The sequence below is a fragment of the Pseudomonas luteola NBRC 103146 genome, assembly GCF_002091675.1.
Classification (GTDB): domain Bacteria; phylum Pseudomonadota; class Gammaproteobacteria; order Pseudomonadales; family Pseudomonadaceae; genus Chryseomonas; species Chryseomonas luteola.
The window spans coordinates 60,185-77,773 of record NZ_BDAE01000005.1 but is presented as its reverse complement, the minus strand read 5'-3'; the positions used below and the strand labels follow the sequence as shown (position 1 = coordinate 77,773).

Below are 17,589 nucleotides of genomic sequence, written 5' to 3'. Positions count from 1 at the left end.
CCGGACCTGACGACCGAAAGGTGATTCAGGCCGGCAACAGCTGAACTTTCTAAGGTAGAGATGTCAGAGCTTGCCTGATCGAATCCCAGTAGGAGTTCAGATGCGGAAGACATGTCAGGGTGAGCTCCAGATACGATTGGTAAATGCCATCAAGAGCATCTGATTTCCCGTCTGGAAGAGTTTTCATGATTAAGTCAGTTTTAGTGGTTTGCGTTGGAAATATTTGCAGAAGTCCAATGGCCGAAACGCTTCTAAGGGAAGGCCTGAAAGGGCGGAATATAGAAGTCAGTTCAGCGGGTATTGGTGCATTGGTAGGCCGCCCTATGGATAGTACGGCTCAAGAAGTACTAAGAGAAAACGGACTTGAGCTATCGACACATAAAGCTCGCCAGGTTGATGCAGAAATGCTTCGGAAGGCAGACCTTATTTTGACGATGGAAGAATTTCATTCTCGTTCTGTTGAAAGTATGGCGCCAGAAATCAAAGGGAGAGTTTTTCTGATTGGTAAATGGGTAAATAACCGTGAGGTACCCGATCCATACCGCCTCTCAAAAGAAATGTTCAAAGAAGTACATATACTTTTAGCAAAATGCGTAGATAGCTGGCTTCCATACATTAGATAAGGGGAAGAAGGAATTTCATGACCACGATGCCTCGTTTTACGGCCACTGAAGTTAAGAACGATACCGATATTAATTTCTCAGCACTCTTTGGAATCCTCGTTGATTACAAATGGCAGCTTCTTTCTATTATCGGTATCTTCACTTTCCTCGGTATTGCTTATGCCATGCTGGCTACGCCCATGTATGCATCCAATGCAATGCTGCAGATCGAAGAAAAGAAAGGTGTAACACGCCTGACTGATCAAACATCCGGCATGCCACCGCCACTTCCGGAGGCAGTGACTGAGATCGAGTTGCTCAAATCCCGTCTGGTGATTGGCAACGCGGTCAAGAATCTGCACCTGGATGTTGTCGTAACGCCCAAGTACTTCCCTATTTTTGGTGGCTATGTCGCTCGTCATTTCAAAGCTGAAAGCGAAGACGAAGTTGCCTCCCCTGTTCTGGGCCTGAACAGCTTTGCCTGGGGCGGTGAGGATGTAGAAGTCGCTGAGCTGCGCGTCCCCGACAGCGCCCAGGACAAGCCTATGACACTGAAAGTCGAAGAAAACCAGAGCTTCACGGTTTTCGATGCCGACAATCAGATCCTGCTGCACGGCACTGTCAACCAGCCTGTCGAGCAGGATGGCTATTTCATCCAGGTCAGCAAGCTGCAAGCACGTCCCGGTACTGAATTCACAGTCATGAAGAAGCGACTGTCCAGAACGATTCAGGAATACCAGGGCCGCATCAGCGCAGGCGAGCGTGGCAAGCAGTCAGGCATTCTGTCTGTTGCCCTGCAGGACTCTGATCCTCTGCGTGCTCAGCGCATTGTTCAAGAAGTGATCGATCTGTACGTTGCTCAGAACATTGACCGCAACGCAGCAGAATCGACTCAGAGCCTTGAGTTCCTGCGTAGCCAGATTCCTTCTGTCAAGAAAGAACTGGAAGACGCGCAGCGTGCGCTGAACGAATATCAGACCAACCGCCGCTCTGTTGATATCGACAGCGAGACCAAGGGTGTTCTGGATCAGATCGTTTCGCTGGATGGCCAGATTTCCGAGCTGAACCTCAAGCGTGTTGAGATGAGCCGCAAGTTCACCACTCAGCACCCGGCATTCCAGGCCGTACTCGGCCAGCTGCGCCAGCTTGAAGTTGAAAAGGACAAGCTTGAGAAGCGCGTAGGCAATCTGCCTTCTACTCAGCAAGAGCTGCTCCGCCTCAAGCGTGACGTTGACGTGACCAGCCAGACCTACACCCTGATGATGAACAAGGTGCAGGAGCTTGATGTTATCCGTGCTGGTACTGTCGGCAGCGTACGTATCATCGATAATGCAAACGCGAACATTGATGATCCTGCAAGCCCCAACAAGCCGCTGATCGTAGTTGCTGCACTGGTTCTGGGCTGCCTGCTGGGCCTAGCCGTTATCTATACCCGCCATACCCTCAAGCGCGGTATTGAAACACCTGAAGCCATCGAGCAGTTGGGTCTGCCGGTTTATGCTTCGATTCCGTACAGCCGCAACCAGTCCGAATCCGAAAAGCTCTTTGGCCGCGGCTCCCGCAAGATTGGCGAATCGGCGCTGCTGTCCATCGCTCATCCTACGGACCTGAGTACCGAGGCGCTGCGTAGCCTGCGGACCAGCCTGCACTTTGCGATGATCGAGGCTAAGAACAACATTCTGATGATCTCCGGCCCAAGCCCGGATGTCGGTAAGTCCTTCGTTTCGTCCAACCTGGCAGCTGTTATTGCCGAGTCGGGTCAGCGCGTTCTGCTGATCGACGGGGACATGCGCAAGGGCTACATGCACAAGATCTTCAATGTGAAGCAGAAAGACGGTCTATCCGACCTGCTGAGCAATCGCATTGCAATCAACGATGCCATCAAGAAGACCGAAGTCGACATGCTTGATTTCATGTCTTGTGGCCAGTTCCCGCCGAACCCTTCCGAACTGTTGATGAGCCATCGCTTTACCACTGTTCTGAAGCAACTCGGCGACCTGTATGACATCGTGATCATCGATACTCCGCCGATCCTGGCCGTAACCGAAGCCGCCATCATTGGCGCCCATGTAGGTACCAGCCTGATCGTCGCCCGCTTCGGCATGAACAGTGCCAAGGAGCTGGAGGCTACCAAGCGTCGCTTTGATCTCAATGGTGTACCGCTCAAGGGTGTGATCCTGAACGCTGTAGAGCGCAAGGCTTCCAACTATTCCTCTTACGGTAACTATCAGTACGCCTATGAGAGACCAAGCAAGAGCTGAAGCCTGTTATAGGCAGCAGCGCTTGCAAACATGGAATGGGACTAAAAAGCACCATGCATAGCATGAGAAAGCTTCAATTGAACGATGAAGCATAAAAGTCCATAGGTAGGAGCTCTTTTGAGCTCCTACGTTATTTCAAGGCTTTTGACCGTTTCAGATCAGTAAATTGATTTTCTAGGCTAAAGGGATATCGAAATGAACGTTGCAATGGTGCTGAACTACAAGGCTCCGCAAGAAAGCATTTCCTGCGCTGAAAGCATTCTTGGCTTTTGTAAGACAATCGACCACGTCGTCCTTATAGATAACGACTCCAAGGACGGCTCTTACGAAGCGATGAAACAATGGAAAGAAACCCATAACGTAGACCGGGTTTCCGTTATCGCCAGCCCTATTAACAGCGGCTATGCCGGTGGTAACAACTTTGGAATGAAATGGGCACGCGAACAGTTCAAGGTTGAGAACTTCTGGATTCTCAACAACGACGCCTATGTTAAAGACGATGCCTTTAAACCGTTACTGGATAAGATCACCGCTGACAAGAACACCATTGCCGGTTCGGTCATTCTGAGTTCTCAAACAGGAAAGATCGAATGCTATGGCGGCGGGATCATGTATCCCCTGTTAGGCAAATCCAAACTTCTCGGCAAAGGGCTTTCTATTGATGAGATCGGCCAGCTCAACCGTGAGCCGGACTACATCATGGGCTGCAGCCTGGCTTTCAACGCCGAGATATTGGATAAGGTTGGCTACATGGACGAATCCTACTTCATGTACTCCGAAGAAGTGGATTGGCAGCACCAGGCGAAAAAGCACGGTATTGCACTGTATGTCGCACCGGATAGCCAGCTCTATCACTATGGTTCGATGAGTTCAGGCGGAAAGTCCGAGTTTTACTACTACTTCCGTAACCGTGCAGCCACTCGCTTCAATAAGAAGTTCTATGGCTCACCGTATGCACTCATGTCTGCGGTTTTCCTATCCGGCATAACCGTATTGAAGGAATACAAAAGTCCAAAGCTGGCCTGGTCTGGTATCAAGGGCGCGTTCAAAGGGGCAACAATGCATGTCTAATGGAGTAGTAAGCCAGGCATTCGGTATCGACTTTTTCCTGGGCACCAAGGATGAGCTACTGAAGCATATTTCAGCCAGCCTGAAAAAACCCTACACCTATATCGTTACGCCAAACATTGATCACGTTGTCCAGTTCCAGGAAAACGAGAATCTGCAAAAAGCGTATCGCACCGCTGACAAGCGTGTCTGCGATAGCCGTATCCTGTCGCCCTTGCTCAAATCCCTGGGCGTTGAGATCAAGGAAGTGATCACAGGCAGCGACCTTACGGTCTCGCTTCTGAAGAAAGCCGACCAGGAAGACTTGTCCATTACGCTGATTGGCTCCGAAGAAAAGGACGTGGTAAAGCTCAAGGCTTTGTATCCACGTATCCGGTTGAATCACTACAACCCTCCGATGGGCTTTATCAACAAGCCTGACGAAGTGCAGAAGTGCCTCGACTTCATCTATGCCAACCCTTCGGACCTCATTTTCTACGCGGTTGGTGCGCCACGGCAGGAAATGCTGGCCAGCATGGTCGATGCTACCAAGCGTACAGGCGTTGGCCTTTGCATCGGGGCCTCGATTCTGTTTGCTACCGGCAGCCTGAAGCGAGCGCCGGTCTGGATGCAGAAAGCCCGTATCGAGTGGCTGCATAGAATGCTATCGGAGCCCCAGCGTCTGGTGCGTCGCTATGTTCATGACGCCACCCATATTCTTCCTATCTATCTCAAAGAAAGATCAGGAAGACGAAGCAGTGAAGAAGTAAATTAATCGATTGCGACTGCATTTTTTGGCCAGTCTGAGGACAGGGAAGACAGCCATGCTGGATGGAATGCAACGTTACGCTGGATGGGAAGCGATATGAGAGCAGTAAGCAAAAGCGGTGCCTACTTCATATTATTAATTTTCGTCTTCGTATTACATTTTGGTATTTTCGAAGAAACCCCCCATAACCCGATTGGCATCTTGTATGTCAGCGAGTTGTATCTGGTTATTTGTCTGGCGTTTACAGCCTTCTATGTACTGGCGTCCGTGGGAAAAGAGCAAAAGGATTTGAAAATCCTTTTAACTTATTGCGCCTACTCGTCGGTTATCTTCATTCTGCTGCCAGCGATTTTCTCGAATCTCTACTATGGGCAACCATTGATATACGGGATTATCGAAGAGCGTCGCATACTGTATTGCTTCACTTTTTCCGTCATGCTTTACCTCGCCCGGAACATGAGTGCTGCCCAATTTGAAAAGGCGTTCCTGTTTGTAGGTTTCATGGCGTGCATTCTGGCCTGGATGTTCAAGTTCTCTGTATTGCCGGACCTGCGGGACAAGGTGGCATCCTTCGACCGGCCAGACCGCTCCTCAATCGGTGCACTGGCACAGTGCCTGGCTTATTTCTATTGCATTCAGGTATGGAATAAAGGGATATCGCCCATTGATGGCTCGCCCAGGTCCAAGACGCCTTATATTGTGTTCGCCTGCTTCATTTTGCTGACTCTGGTCTTTGCAACACAAACGCGCCAGCTGATCTTCCTGTCCCTTTGCTTCACGCTGCTTTGCCTGAAGAGCAAGTCGGTTATCTGGATCGTGGTATCGGGTATTTTGATTTCTCCTCTCTACCTGTTCCCGGATCTGCTGAAAGAGCTGGGACTCAATCTTGACTTCTATGCCGAATCGCTGGAAAACGGTCCAACCGATAATGTCCGTGAACAAACCATCGGTTATATCTTCGGCCATTTGCATGCGAATAACTGGTTACCCAGTGGCTCCTTGTCCCTGATGTGGAACAATGGCTTTATCCCCCACTTTGGCGAGTACTTCTTCCTTTCCGACGTTGGGATATTCGGTACGCTGTTCAGATTCGGCTTCCTGGCCTTCCTGATCGTCCCACTGACCCTGTTCTGCTATTACTACTTCGCCAAGCGCTTACACAGGGATACCAGCTTCACCGTTACCGCCCTGCTGGCGTATATGGTGATCTGGCCGCTTCAGGGTATCTTCGAATATATGCAGGCAACGATTGCGTTCCTGCTTGTGATTCAGGCACTCAAGGCCTACCACCGAAACGTGGAAAGCCCAGCGCTGGATTCGTATGTTGAAGAGCATCCACTGATGCAACCCAGCTTTAGATAGTCCCCTCCCCTGCATGTCTGTCCAACCAGGGCAGACATGCCTTCTGCAAAAGAGCCCTCCATGACAATGCTGAAAAACAGCACCTGGAATATTCTGGGTGTAGTCATTCCAAGCCTTATCGCACTCCCTACCATGGGTGTTCTTTCTCGAAAGTTAGGTATCGAGCAATTCGGCCTGTTTACACTGGCGTTTGCCATTGTCGGTTATGCCACCATTTTTGACGCGGGACTGACACGCGCCGTCATACGAGCCGTGGCCATGCACCATGGCAATGTTGAAAAGAATAAATCCGTTATCGCGACTGCTACTTATGCGGTGGTCGGTCTGAGCGTACTCGCGGTGCTCTTGTTATGGCTGGGCGCAGGAGAACTCGTTTCCCTGCTACACGTTTCGGCAGAAAACGTTGACGTTGCGGTGGCCGGCTTCAAGTGGCTAAGCCTTTCGATACCGCCCTTTCTACTCACCATGATCTGGTTTTCCTATCTGGAAGGAAACGAACGGTTTGCAGAATTCAACCTGTTACGCACCATCACCAACTCCATTCTGGCTGTTTCCCCCCTGGTAGCCGTGCTGGTCGATAAGTCTTTTACCGCGACGGCAATAGGGCTTGTCATCGCCCGCCTTATTTCGATGGCCGTGGCGTTCATTCCATGTTGGCGAGAATTTCCGCCGGGCTTTTACCGATTTGAAAAGAGCGTCTTCAAGGAACTCTTCGCGTTTGGCAGCTGGATGACTGTGAGCAATATCATCAGCCCTGTCATGGTCTATTTCGATCGTTTCATCCTGTCCAATATGGTCGGAGCCCAGCGCGTTTCCTTTTATACCGCGCCCTCTGAAGCCATCTCGCGCATGCTGATCATTCCCAATGCTGTCGCTCGGGTTATTTTCCCGCTTCTGAGCAAGCGCTCGGCGGATGCGACCGCTCAGGCCAATCGAGCGTTCTGGGCCCTGCTCGCCGCCTGTGTAGTCATGGTGCTACCTCTATTCATACTCGCCCCCATGGTCATGACTTTATGGATGGGACCGGAATATGGTCAGGAAGGCGCACAGGTGCTGCGTATTCTCCTGATTGGCTTCATCTTTAACGCGCTGGCACAGATTCCCTTTGCGAAAATCCAGGCGAAGGGCCATTCGAAGATCACCGCTTTTATCCATCTGGCTGAGCTTTTGCCTTATATAGGCTTGCTGGTCGTGTGCATACACCTGTTTTCTCTTCAGGGAGCTGCCATTGCCTGGTCGATCAGGGTGGCTGTTGACTTCATTGCTCTGGAAGTTATGTCACGAAAAATCAGCTAGTGGCTTATTGACATATAACGTCAGGATAAAGCCAAAAATTGGATCGATTTACTTTTAAAAAGAGTGTTTCCGCAAAAGTGAACTAATTTTTTAAGCTTCTGTCACAGCCTGCGCTGATATGTATGGTTTGGTTGGATACGGAGCTGTTACGAATTATCCAGCGCCAGGCGCGCCACAGGCCTACATGATTCATAAAGTTTCTTATGCCCAAACACGTTCTGACGCTTATAAATCGATCGATACGAAGTTTTTAAAAACTTTTTTACAGCGATCAAGGAAGAAAATAGATGAAACGTACCTTTACCCTTGCACTACTTTCCACCCTGCTTCTGCAGGGCTGCGTATGGTCTCCAGGCCAATACCTGCACCGGGACGATTTGAAGACCAACGGCTCCATTGAGGGGACAAAGGTTGAGCTGATTCCTATCACATCGGCTTATTTGAAAAGTCATGACTCCGTTAACCCGACTGCAGACACTGGGAACTGGCAGGAACTGCTCAAGTATCATCCAGCGGCTTATCGTGTAGGCAAGGCGGACCTGCTGTATATCACTGTATGGGATCACCCCGAGCTAACCGCTCCTTCTGGTGCCCAACAGCAGATCGAGGCGAACGGTCGACTGGTACGTCCTGACGGTACTATTTTCTATCCGTACGTTGGCACCCTGACAGCAGAAGGCAAGACGCTTGAGGAGATCCGTAAGGTCATCTCGACTCGTCTGGCGGCCTTTATCGACAATCCTCAGGTCGACGTGAGCGTCCTGCGCTTTGGCAGTCAGAAAGTCACCTTGTCAGGTGCTTTCACCAAGGGCGACTCCATTCCGCTGACAACTGTGCCGATGACTTTGGTCGAAGCACTGGGCCAGGCAGGCGTTGACACCCAGACAGCTGACCTGAGCGGCCTGACCCTGGTACGTGACGGCAAGGAGTACCGCCTGGATGCCGATACCCTGAACCGTAAGGACTCCAAGCTGTATGGCGTATACCTCAAGGATGGCGATAGCATTCACCTACCCTACAATGATAACCGCAAGGTTTACGTGATGGGTGAAGTGAGAAGCCCGCTGGCAGCCAACTTCAAGACCACCAGCCTGACGCTGATGGATGCACTCGGCCAGGCAGGCGGCCTGAACCAGGAAACTGCCGATGCGGATGAAGTGTATGTAATCCGTGGTCCGGAGAATTTCAACTCCTCTCCAGCCGCGAAAGCTCAAGTGTTCCACCTGAGCGCTTCCTCACCAACCGCTTTCGTTCTGGCACAGCACTTTGCACTACAGCCGCAAGACGTTGTATTTGTAGGTCCTGCCGGAATCACCCGCTGGAACCGCTTCGTCAGCCAGCTGCTGGGCTCCTCGAACGTGCTTAGCTCCACTGCAAACGCCAACCAGAGCTTCAAGTAAGAGCTTTCTGGATGGTCAAAAAGCCCTTCGTTTGAAGGGCTTTTTTTATGCCTTAATAAATCCTTCGGAACCGCCTTACTGTTACTGCAGGCTCCCTACAGGTATTAATGCTCAGGACAGGCTTGGCTGAATCTTCAATGCCGCGATATAGCCATAGCTGCTACATATGTACTTACAAGCAATAACTACCTGCAGCACTCAGCCGATACTAGGTCAAGTCAATACGCGACACTCTGCGAAGGGATCTTTATAACGAAGTTATTTGGCAGGCATAAAAAAGCCCAACGTTAGTGTTGGGCTTTTGGCTTATTACATGCCTTAACTAAGCGAGACTTTTTCCTGCAACTTCATTGCAGGCTTCTTCTTTGACTGTATACCAAAGAACGCCAGATTAAGCAGACTGAAACGACCGACTGCCTTCTTGAGGGCCACTGGCAGGATAAGCCCCAGAATCATACTGACTGTAAAGGTAATCCATACATCATGGATTGCCAGTTTGTTCAGTACGATACGGCTGCCCGCCGTTCCAAATACATGGAATAGGTAGATTTCAAAAGAGAAATACCCCAGCCACGCCAACGGTTTGAAATAGACCCGGCGGGTAATGATCATGTAAATGGCAGTAATCCCCAGAGCCGTCCCTATGTAATCCATTCCACGATCACTGATGGAAAGTTGATTCCACAGATAGGCCTGATCAATGACAACCAATGCCGCCAGCACGACGCCAATCACTAGCTGTTTTGAAGCGGTATTCAACTGGTCGGAGAAGCGATAAAGCCCCAGTCCCAACAGAAAGAAGGGCAGCAATTGGATGGCCTTGTACAGGCAGAAGAAGTCCGGGAATACTTCGTAATGCAAGGAGCCCACCAAGGCGATACACATGATGATCAGGTAATTCCTGAGAGAGGACAGCAGGCTGAACTTCTCCATCAGGGCAATCATGACAAAGATGCAGAAGATGGACTGCAGGAACCAGAAATGGGCATAACTGAAGAAATAGATACCGAACACATCGCTCCATTCCGGCTTCGTATTGGTGTTGGGCACCAACGCTTGCGAGATGAAGAAGAGCGTTGAGACAACGATCATCGGGATCAGAATCCGGCGAAACTTGCCCTGGTAGAAACGCGGCAGGGAGCTTGCGGAAGTAACGGGTCTCAAGGCATATACATACCCCGAGATGGCCGTGAAAAGCGGCATGCGAATGTAAACAAGCGAGTCGTAGAGATAACGGAGGAATGAGTCATCCGCGACTTTCATTCCCTGATCACCCGAACTGCCAATAACGTGACCGGCTACCATTAAAAATAGCGCCAACCCCCTGATCGTTTCGATCCTTAAATCTTTTTCGGGTTTGGTAGTGCTCATTAGGCGCCCTTCCTTAAATCAATACATATGATATCGCTCGGATATCGACCACTATTAATCTACTGACCTGAGAGGATAGGCCACAGAAAGCCCTCCATTTTTATATTCACTCAATACTTGGCTTGTATTTGAACTGAATCACTTTCTAACTGCCATATGCTGACTAATGTGCAGCTTTTAAGCTCGGAAGGATGCAGTAGTTTCAATTAATATCGCGTCTCTTCATTGAAAACCTGTGAAATAGAGCTCGCTAGGTCGATCAATTATCTTTTGTATCTGCCAGTGTCAAACTAAGCGACATATCGATATCGTATTGATATCAGACTTCAGCGAACTCAAGCAGGATAAGGACAGATCAATACCCTTATTGTTCGGGTTTATATATTTTTTTTGAGTGAAACTCATTACAAATAGATAAACGGGACTGTTTTGATGGCGGGCGTATCTGCAACGGTCCGCATTTTAGCCGCATGCCGTGACAGATACGCTATGAGCATTATGCGTTAGACGAATGCTTTACCGTCCAGGACTGCTTTACGCCACCGTACGATATTGACCTTTTCTGGCAGGCCAACCTGGCTGAAGGGATCCTGTGCCAAAAAGGCCTCGGCTTCTTCGCGGGTTTCGACATCCACGATGTAGACACTTCCGCTGGCGTTTGCCCCTTCGTCGTCAAGCTTGGCTCCACAGGCGAGCAGCTTGCTGGCATTTTCACGGAGGAAATCCAGATGGGCAGGACGGTTGTCCTGGCGCAGCTGGGTAGTGTTGGGCTTGTCCCAGGTTTCGATCAAAAAAGGCATGGCGTTTTCCTTGGTTGATAGCGTCTCCCTAGCATACCTGTATGACCAAGCCCTGGGTAAAGCGTATCGATCAAGGAGGCATGTCCTTATGCCTCGCCAACCGCGTTATGCCGCGCGGAACAAAGCGTGCGGATCAATCACAAACTTCTTGGGTACGCCCGCATCAAATTCGCTATAGCCCTTGGGTGCATCATCCAGGGTGATAACGTCGACACCTACAATGTCAGCAATCTTGATACGATCCCACATGATGGCTTGCATCAACTGCCGGTTGTATTTCATGACTGGTGTTTGCCCGGTATGGAAGCTATGGGACTTGGCCCAGCCGAGGCCGAAGCGAATACTCAGGCTACCCTGCTTGGCCGCCTGGTCGGCAGCACCAGGATCTTCCGTCACGTAGAGCCCAGGAATACCGATCTTGCCGGCGACACGTGTAACACCCATCAGTGAGTTAAGGACTGTGGCAGGTGCTTCGTGCTGTGATCCGGAGTGACCATGGCCGCGGGCTTCGAAGCCGACCGCATCCACGGCGCAATCCACCTCCGGCTCGCCTAGAAGTGCCGCAATTTGCTCATGTAGGGGCGTGTCTTGGGACAAGTCGGCAATTTCAAACCCTTGCGCCTTGGCATGGGCCAGACGTACCGGATTGACGTCACCCACGATGACCACGGCAGCCCCTAGCAGGCGAGCCGACGCGGCGGCAGCTAGGCCAACGGAGCCTGCACCGGCGATATAAACGGTACTACCCGGTCCGACGCCCGCCGTGACGGCTCCGTGGTAGCCAGTGGGCAGAATGTCCGAAAGGCAGGTCAGGTCGCGGATCTTTTCCATGGCCCGATCCCGGTCAGGCAGCTTGAGCAGGTTGAAATCGGCATAGGGCACCATGACGTATTCCGCCTGGCCACCGACCCATCCACCCATGTCGACATAGCCATAGGCACCGCCAGCGCGGGAGGGATTTACCGACAGGCAGACGCCGGTGTGTTGCTCTTTGCAGGTACGGCAGCGGCCACAGGCTACGTTGAAGGGGACGGAGACCAGATCCCCTACCTTGAGGTTTTCCACCCCTTTGCCCGCCTCGATGACTTCTCCAGTGATTTCATGGCCCAGTACGAGACCCTCGGGGGCTGTAGTACGGCCACGCACCATGTGCTGGTCGGAGCCACAGATGTTGGTGGAGACGACTCGCAGGATCACACCGTGGTCGATTTGACGTCCCTGGGGCGTTTCCATTTTGGGGAAGGGAATGTTCTGTACTTCGACTTTACCAGCGCCCAGGTAGACGACGCCTCGATTGCCTGACATACGCGTTTCCTCTTGTTGTTGTAGTGAGCCCATGAGTGGGCGGTGGTTCATGGAAAGCAGTAAAACATTGAATCCGATAAGGTATCGCTGCGCTTGAACCCTCCTGCGACGGGTATGTTGAGCGTAGAAAGCACGAGCCGAACGTCAATCAAAGCGTGCGATGAGCGCACAAAAGTGGCAGGTTCTGCTTTTGTAATGGTTATCGGCTGGACTGGATTTGATGGGTATCCCGTTGCTCAACCCTCCTACAGGCCACGCTCCATTGCATTATCCGGCGAGCCTTGATTCATCGCGCTGCCAGAGCCCTCTAGAAGGCTCAACCTATCCTTTCGAGAAAAGCGCTTGTAGTGACATGGAGGGTGGCGGTTACAGCACCACCGTCCGGTTGGCATTTAGGAAGACGCGGCGCTCCAAGTGATATCCCACGGCTCGGGCCAAGGTCAGGCATTCGATATCTCGGCCCTTGGCAACGAGATCTTCCGGGTAATACGCATGATCCACGCTCTCTACGCCCTGCGCGATGATTGGCCCTTCGTCGAGGTCATTATTGACGTAATGGGCGGTGGCACCGACCAGCTTTACCCCCTTCTGATAGGCCTGATGGTAAGGCTTGGCGCCCTTGAAGCCTGGCAATAGGGAGTGATGGATGTTAATTGCCCAGCCATCGAGACGACGGCACAACTCGGGCGAAAGCACCTGCATGTAGCGTGCAAGCACGACCAGTTCCGCCTGGGTATCCTGCAGCACCTGCCAGACGCGGGCTTCCTGGGCAGGTTTGTCGTGGGGGTCCAGCGGAAAGTGGTGATAGGGAATGCCATGCCAGCGGGCCAGGGGTTCAAGGTCCGGGTGATTGGAAATCACTGCGACCACATCCATCGGTAATTGGCCGATGCGCTGGCGATAGAGCAAGTCGTTCAGGCAATGATCGGCTTTAGAGACCATGATCACCACCTTTGGGCGGTAGCCTGGCGCGGTCAGCTCCATTTGCATGTCGAACGGTCCCAAGGCATCGGCAAGACCGGCACGAAAAGCAGTCTCGTCGAAGGCAGTCGGCGCCTTGAACTCCACGCGGATAAAAAAGCGCGCGGCCAGTCGGTCATCAAAGGAGTGATGCTCAGTGACGTAGCACTGCTGCTCGAATAGAAAGCGGGTCACGACGTCCACGGTCCCCAGTCGGCTTGGGCTCTGGGCAGTGAGAATCCAGGTATCAGGGGTGCGGCTCATGGATAGCTACCGAATAGGTTGGATGTTGTGGGTTGAATAACCTGGGGCCAGGGACATAGGTATCGCTGCGCCCCACGCACCTTACTGATCAAATGTATACGTTTAACCTGTGGTATCCAGCCAAATGGTTAGTTCGCGGAAGGATGGAATCGATACGCACAACCCATCCTGTCCGTACGCGGTCAGTTGGCGATGGCCAATCCGTATTCGGCGCTGGCGTCCTGTAACCAGAGCCAGATGTAGTCGGCAAAACTGCGGCGAACGATCAGCTCCCACGTCTCCTCACCGGTGTGACGGATAACCAGCTGGGATTTGGCAAATACCGTCCCGACCGCCTTGCCTACCGGAAATTGACTGGGGTGGACATCGTAGGATGTGGACTTCATCAGGACGTTGCGTACATTTGGTCCTGTCAGCTCATACAGGGTCTGGCCACCGCTGACATTGACAATGGAAATATGCCGATCGCCGATCGCCTCACGCAGGCTCAGTTCGGTGGAGTACTCCTCGCCCTGCGGAACGATCAGGAGCCACTCATCCGGCCCCAGCCATTGCAGGGAGGTTTCACCTTTCACAGTCAAGCCCAGGGCGGCGGGCAACTCCAAACCCAGTACGGATTCGAACGCACCGGTAAAGCCGGTATCGCTGGCCTCTCCCCGCAGGACCAAATGGCCCCGCAGCTTTTTCTCGCGCAAGGTCACGCCTGCGCTGCCAACGCTCCGGCCCGCCAGCTTGTCGAGCTCAGCATGGAACAAGGGGGATTCGGCGCGTGCAGGTCCGGCGGGACGCTGCTGATAAACGTTCACGTTAGACATGCTGACGCTCCCCTTTCGGATCATAGAACACGGAAGAAACGATTTCGGCTTCGACGAACGTGCCATCCCTGAGCGCGGCATAAACCTTTTGTCCCATCTTGCCCAAGCCACCCCTTACAACGGCCAAGGCGAAGCCAAAGCCCATCGAGGCGCTGTAATAGCTGGATGTAACGTGCCCCACCATGGTCATTGGAATCGACTGCTGAGTGTTGAACACCAGCTGTGCGCCTTCCGGTAGAACCGCCTTGGGATTGACCGGCTTGAGGCCCACCAGCTGCTTGCGGTCTGCTTTAAGGCAATCCTGCCGGTTCATGCCGCGTTTGCCGATAAAGGAGAACGGTTTGTTCATGCTGACGGCCCAGCCCATGCCCAAGTCCTGTGGGGTGACGGAGCCATCGGTATCCTGACCCACGATAATGAACCCCTTCTCGGCCCGCAGCACGTGCATGGTTTCGGTACCGTAGGGCGTTAGGCCGTACTTCTTGCCAGCCTCTATCAGCTGCTCCCATACGCCCATCGCATAATCGGCCTGGACGTTAATCTCGTAAGACAGCTCGCCGGTAAAGGAGATGCGGAACACCCGAGCCGGTACGCCGCCCACGGTGCCTTCCTTCCAGCTCATGAAGGGGAACGCATCCTTGTCCAGATCGATGTCGGTCAGCTCGGCGAGCAGGTTACGGCTTTCCGGACCAGACAGGGTCATGGTCGCCCAATGGTCGGTTACTGAGGTGAAATACACCTTGAGGTCCGGCCATTCGGTCTGATGGTAGAGTTCCAGCCACTCGAGGATACGCGCGGCGCCACCGGTCGTGGTGGTCATCAGGAAATGATTGTCGGCCAGGCAGGCCGTGACGCCATCGTCCATGACCATGCCGTCTTCCTTGCACATCAGGCCGTAACGGGCCTTACCGACCTCCAGCTTGGTCCAGGCATTGGTATAGACGCGATTGAGAAACTCACGGGCGTCCGGGCCCTGAATATCGATCTTGCCGAGGGTCGAGGCATCAAGGATGCCGACTTTCTCGCGCACGGCCTTGCACTCACGGGCCACGGCGGCATGCAGATCCTCTCCGGCCTTGGGGAAGTACCAGGGGCGCTTCCACTGACCGACATCTTCAAACAAGGCACCCTGCTTGACGTGCCAGCCATGAAGCGCGGTGAAACGTACCGGCTCCATGAGATGGCCACAGTGACGGCCAGCGACGGCGCCAAACGTGACCGGTGTGTAGTTAGGGCGAAACATGGTAGTGCCGACTTCGGGAATCGCCTTGTTTTGTACGCGCGCGGCGATGGCGAGGCCGTTGATGTTGCCCAACTTGCCCTGGTCCGTGCCAAAACCCAGGGCGGTGTAGCGCTTGACGTGCTCGATGGACTCGAAACCCTCACGGCACGCCAGCTCGATACCCGCTGCCGTCACGTCATTTTGCAGATCGACGAACTGCTTGGGTGCACGGGCCGTGGATTTTTCATGAGGCACCTGGAAGAGCGCCAACGATGGTTCTTCGAAGCGGTGCTCCGCCCGGGGCACTTCGCCGGCTACCGGCTTCAAACCCGCCTCGCCAGCAGCCGTGGCGCCCGCCTCAAAGCCATCAGCCAGCACATCGCCCAAGGCGAACACGCCGTTCACAGCGCCAGCACAGACCCGTTTTTGCGGAGCCGGGCCCGGTACGAACGCCTGGATATCCTCGCGCCACAAGGGACGCCCGCCCAAGTGAGATGCCAGGTGTACAACAGGGCTGTAACCACCGGACGTGGCAATCAGGTCGCAGCTCAGCCACTCGCCGGGACTGGTAGTACGGAACCCCTTAATGTCGATGGCGACGACACGCGCGCCGGTCACCCGCGTTGAGCCACGGGCTTCGGTGACCGCTGCGCCGGTCAAGACGCGAATCCCCTTCGCCCTCGCCTCTTCAACCCAGGCCCCACGCGGATTTTGACGTGCGTCGGCGATGGCAACGACTTCACGCCCTGCTTCCAGCCAGTCCAGCGCGACACGGTAGGCATAATCATTGTTGGTGGACAGCACCAGCTTTTGTCCCGGTGCCACCCCATAGCGACGCACATATGTGGAGACGGCACCCGCCACCAGGTTTCCGGGCAGGTCGTTGTTGGCGTATACCAATGGGCGCTCATGGGCACCACTGGCCAGAACGACACGCCTGGCGCGGACACGGTGCACTCGGTGGCGCACCTGTCCCATCGGGGCCTTTTCACCTAGATGATCGGTAAGACGCTGATGGATGGTCAGAAAATTGTGATCGTGATAGCCGTTGACGGTCGCCCGAGACAGCAGGGTCACGTCGGGGGTGGCTTCCAGCTCCGCGATGGCCTTGGCAACCCATTCGTCGGCGGGCTGGCCATCCAGTAGCTCACGCGTGTCGAGCAGGCTGCCGCCAAACTCTTCCTGCTCGTCAGCCAGGATGACACGCGCCCCACTGCGGGCAGCCGCCAGAGCGGCAGCCAGACCGGCCGGTCCGGCACCTACCACCAGCACATCGCAGTGCTGGTTCATGTGATCGTAGCTGTCCGGGTCGACTTCGGTCGGCACACGACCCAGCCCCGCCGCCTTGCGGATGTACCTCTCATACGTCAGCCACAGGTTTTGCGGGTACATGAATGTCTTGTAGTAGAAGCCGGGCGGCATCATCTTGCCGCCGACCTTGCCAAGAATACCCATCAGGTCATTGTTCACGCTCGGCCAACCGTTGGTGCTGGCGGCCACCAGCTCTGCGTAGAGGGGCTGTTGGGTAGCACGCACGTTGGGAATCTGCGTAGCCTCGGTGGAGCCGATCTGCATGATGGCATTGGGCTCTTCAGCCCCGGCGGCCACGATGCCGCGCGGGCGGGAATATTTGAAGCTGCGCCCGATGACATCGACACCATTGGCCAGCAGCGCCGACGCCAGCGTGTCGCCGACAAAGCCCTGGTAGCGCTGACCATTGAAGGTAAAAGTCAACGGCTGACGGCGATCGATCCGACCACCGTGGGTAAGGCGATTGACCTGACTCATACGGTTTCTCCTTCGATAGCCTTGGCCACTACGACCGGCTTGCCGTTTACCTGCGGTTGCTCGCCAATCTTGTACGTTTCGAGAATTTCGTAGGTTTCCGTATTGCGGGTCACGTTGAAATAGTGACGGCACCCGGTGGCATGGACCCACAGTTCATGGTGGATGCCCCGCGGGTTATCGCGAAAGAACATGTAGTCGCCCCACTCCGCATCGGTGCAGTTGTCCGGGTCCAGCGGGCGCGGGATATGCGCCTGGCCTGCCGCATGAAATTCCTCTTCGGAGCGCAGTTCCCCACAATGAGGGCAATGGATGTGCAACATGATCAGG

The 17,589-nt window shown here is 53.6% G+C and carries 14 protein-coding genes; 7 read left to right on the top strand and 7 right to left on the bottom strand.

Annotation, left to right across the window (positions count from 1 at the left end; translation table 11 throughout):
* The first annotated feature begins 185 nt into the window (after window positions 1–185).
* From PLU01S_RS08390 to PLU01S_RS08360, 7 genes are all read left to right on the top strand, one after another.
* Complete coding sequence (locus tag PLU01S_RS08390) at window positions 186–623, top strand: low molecular weight protein-tyrosine-phosphatase (protein ID WP_019367274.1); 438 nt, start codon at window positions 186–188, stop codon at window positions 621–623.
* A 17-nt stretch (window positions 624–640) separates the two neighbouring features.
* Window positions 641–2,863 carry a polysaccharide biosynthesis tyrosine autokinase gene (locus tag PLU01S_RS08385; RefSeq protein WP_010796163.1) on the top strand — a complete coding sequence of 741 codons (2,223 nt, stop codon included), beginning with the start codon at window positions 641–643 and terminating at the stop codon, window positions 2,861–2,863.
* A 195-nt stretch (window positions 2,864–3,058) separates the two neighbouring features.
* Window positions 3,059–3,934 carry a glycosyltransferase family 2 protein gene (locus PLU01S_RS08380; RefSeq protein WP_074827161.1) on the top strand — a complete coding sequence of 292 codons (876 nt, stop codon included), beginning with the start codon at window positions 3,059–3,061 and terminating at the stop codon, window positions 3,932–3,934.
* Complete coding sequence (locus tag PLU01S_RS08375) at window positions 3,927–4,685, top strand: WecB/TagA/CpsF family glycosyltransferase (protein WP_010796165.1); 759 nt, start codon at window positions 3,927–3,929, stop codon at window positions 4,683–4,685. The genes PLU01S_RS08380 and PLU01S_RS08375 overlap by 8 nt, the downstream gene beginning before the upstream one ends.
* A gap of 90 nt (window positions 4,686–4,775) precedes the next feature.
* Entirely contained in the window at window positions 4,776–6,041 is a 1,266-nt protein-coding gene (locus PLU01S_RS08370; RefSeq protein ID WP_010796166.1) for a hypothetical protein, read from the top strand.
* A gap of 60 nt (window positions 6,042–6,101) precedes the next feature.
* Complete coding sequence (locus PLU01S_RS08365; RefSeq protein WP_074827163.1) at window positions 6,102–7,337, top strand: flippase; 1,236 nt, start codon at window positions 6,102–6,104, stop codon at window positions 7,335–7,337.
* Window positions 7,338–7,624: 287 nt separating this feature from the next.
* Window positions 7,625–8,737, top strand: coding sequence for a polysaccharide biosynthesis/export family protein (locus PLU01S_RS08360; RefSeq protein WP_074827167.1), 1,113 nt, complete (start codon window positions 7,625–7,627; stop codon window positions 8,735–8,737).
* Between the two features lie 318 nt (window positions 8,738–9,055).
* Here PLU01S_RS08360 and PLU01S_RS08355 read toward each other — a convergent pair whose 3' ends face one another.
* The 7 genes from PLU01S_RS08355 to PLU01S_RS08325 form a co-directional block, all read right to left on the bottom strand.
* Window positions 9,056–10,108 carry an acyltransferase family protein gene (locus PLU01S_RS08355; RefSeq protein WP_010796169.1) on the bottom strand — a complete coding sequence of 351 codons (1,053 nt, stop codon included), beginning with the start codon at window positions 10,106–10,108 and terminating at the stop codon, window positions 9,056–9,058.
* A 503-nt stretch (window positions 10,109–10,611) separates the two neighbouring features.
* Window positions 10,612–10,908, bottom strand: coding sequence for a YciI family protein (locus PLU01S_RS08350; RefSeq protein ID WP_019367267.1), 297 nt, complete (start codon window positions 10,906–10,908; stop codon window positions 10,612–10,614).
* Window positions 10,909–11,013: 105 nt separating this feature from the next.
* A complete protein-coding gene (gene fdhA / locus PLU01S_RS08345) occupies window positions 11,014–12,213 on the bottom strand; it encodes a formaldehyde dehydrogenase, glutathione-independent (RefSeq protein ID WP_074827169.1) in 1,200 nt (399 codons plus the stop codon).
* Between the two features lie 366 nt (window positions 12,214–12,579).
* Complete coding sequence (purU, locus tag PLU01S_RS08340; RefSeq protein WP_010796172.1) at window positions 12,580–13,437, bottom strand: formyltetrahydrofolate deformylase; 858 nt, start codon at window positions 13,435–13,437, stop codon at window positions 12,580–12,582.
* Between the two features lie 182 nt (window positions 13,438–13,619).
* Window positions 13,620–14,252, bottom strand: a complete 633-nt coding sequence (locus tag PLU01S_RS08335; protein ID WP_074827170.1) for a sarcosine oxidase subunit gamma — start codon at window positions 14,250–14,252, stop codon at window positions 13,620–13,622.
* A complete protein-coding gene (locus PLU01S_RS08330; protein ID WP_074827172.1) occupies window positions 14,245–17,262 on the bottom strand; it encodes a sarcosine oxidase subunit alpha in 3,018 nt (1,005 codons plus the stop codon). The genes PLU01S_RS08335 and PLU01S_RS08330 overlap by 8 nt, the downstream gene beginning before the upstream one ends.
* Window positions 17,259–17,582, bottom strand: a complete 324-nt coding sequence (locus PLU01S_RS08325; protein WP_010796175.1) for a sarcosine oxidase subunit delta — start codon at window positions 17,580–17,582, stop codon at window positions 17,259–17,261. Before PLU01S_RS08325 ends, PLU01S_RS08330 begins: the two co-directional genes overlap by 4 nt.
* Between the last annotated feature and the right edge of the window lie 7 nt (window positions 17,583–17,589).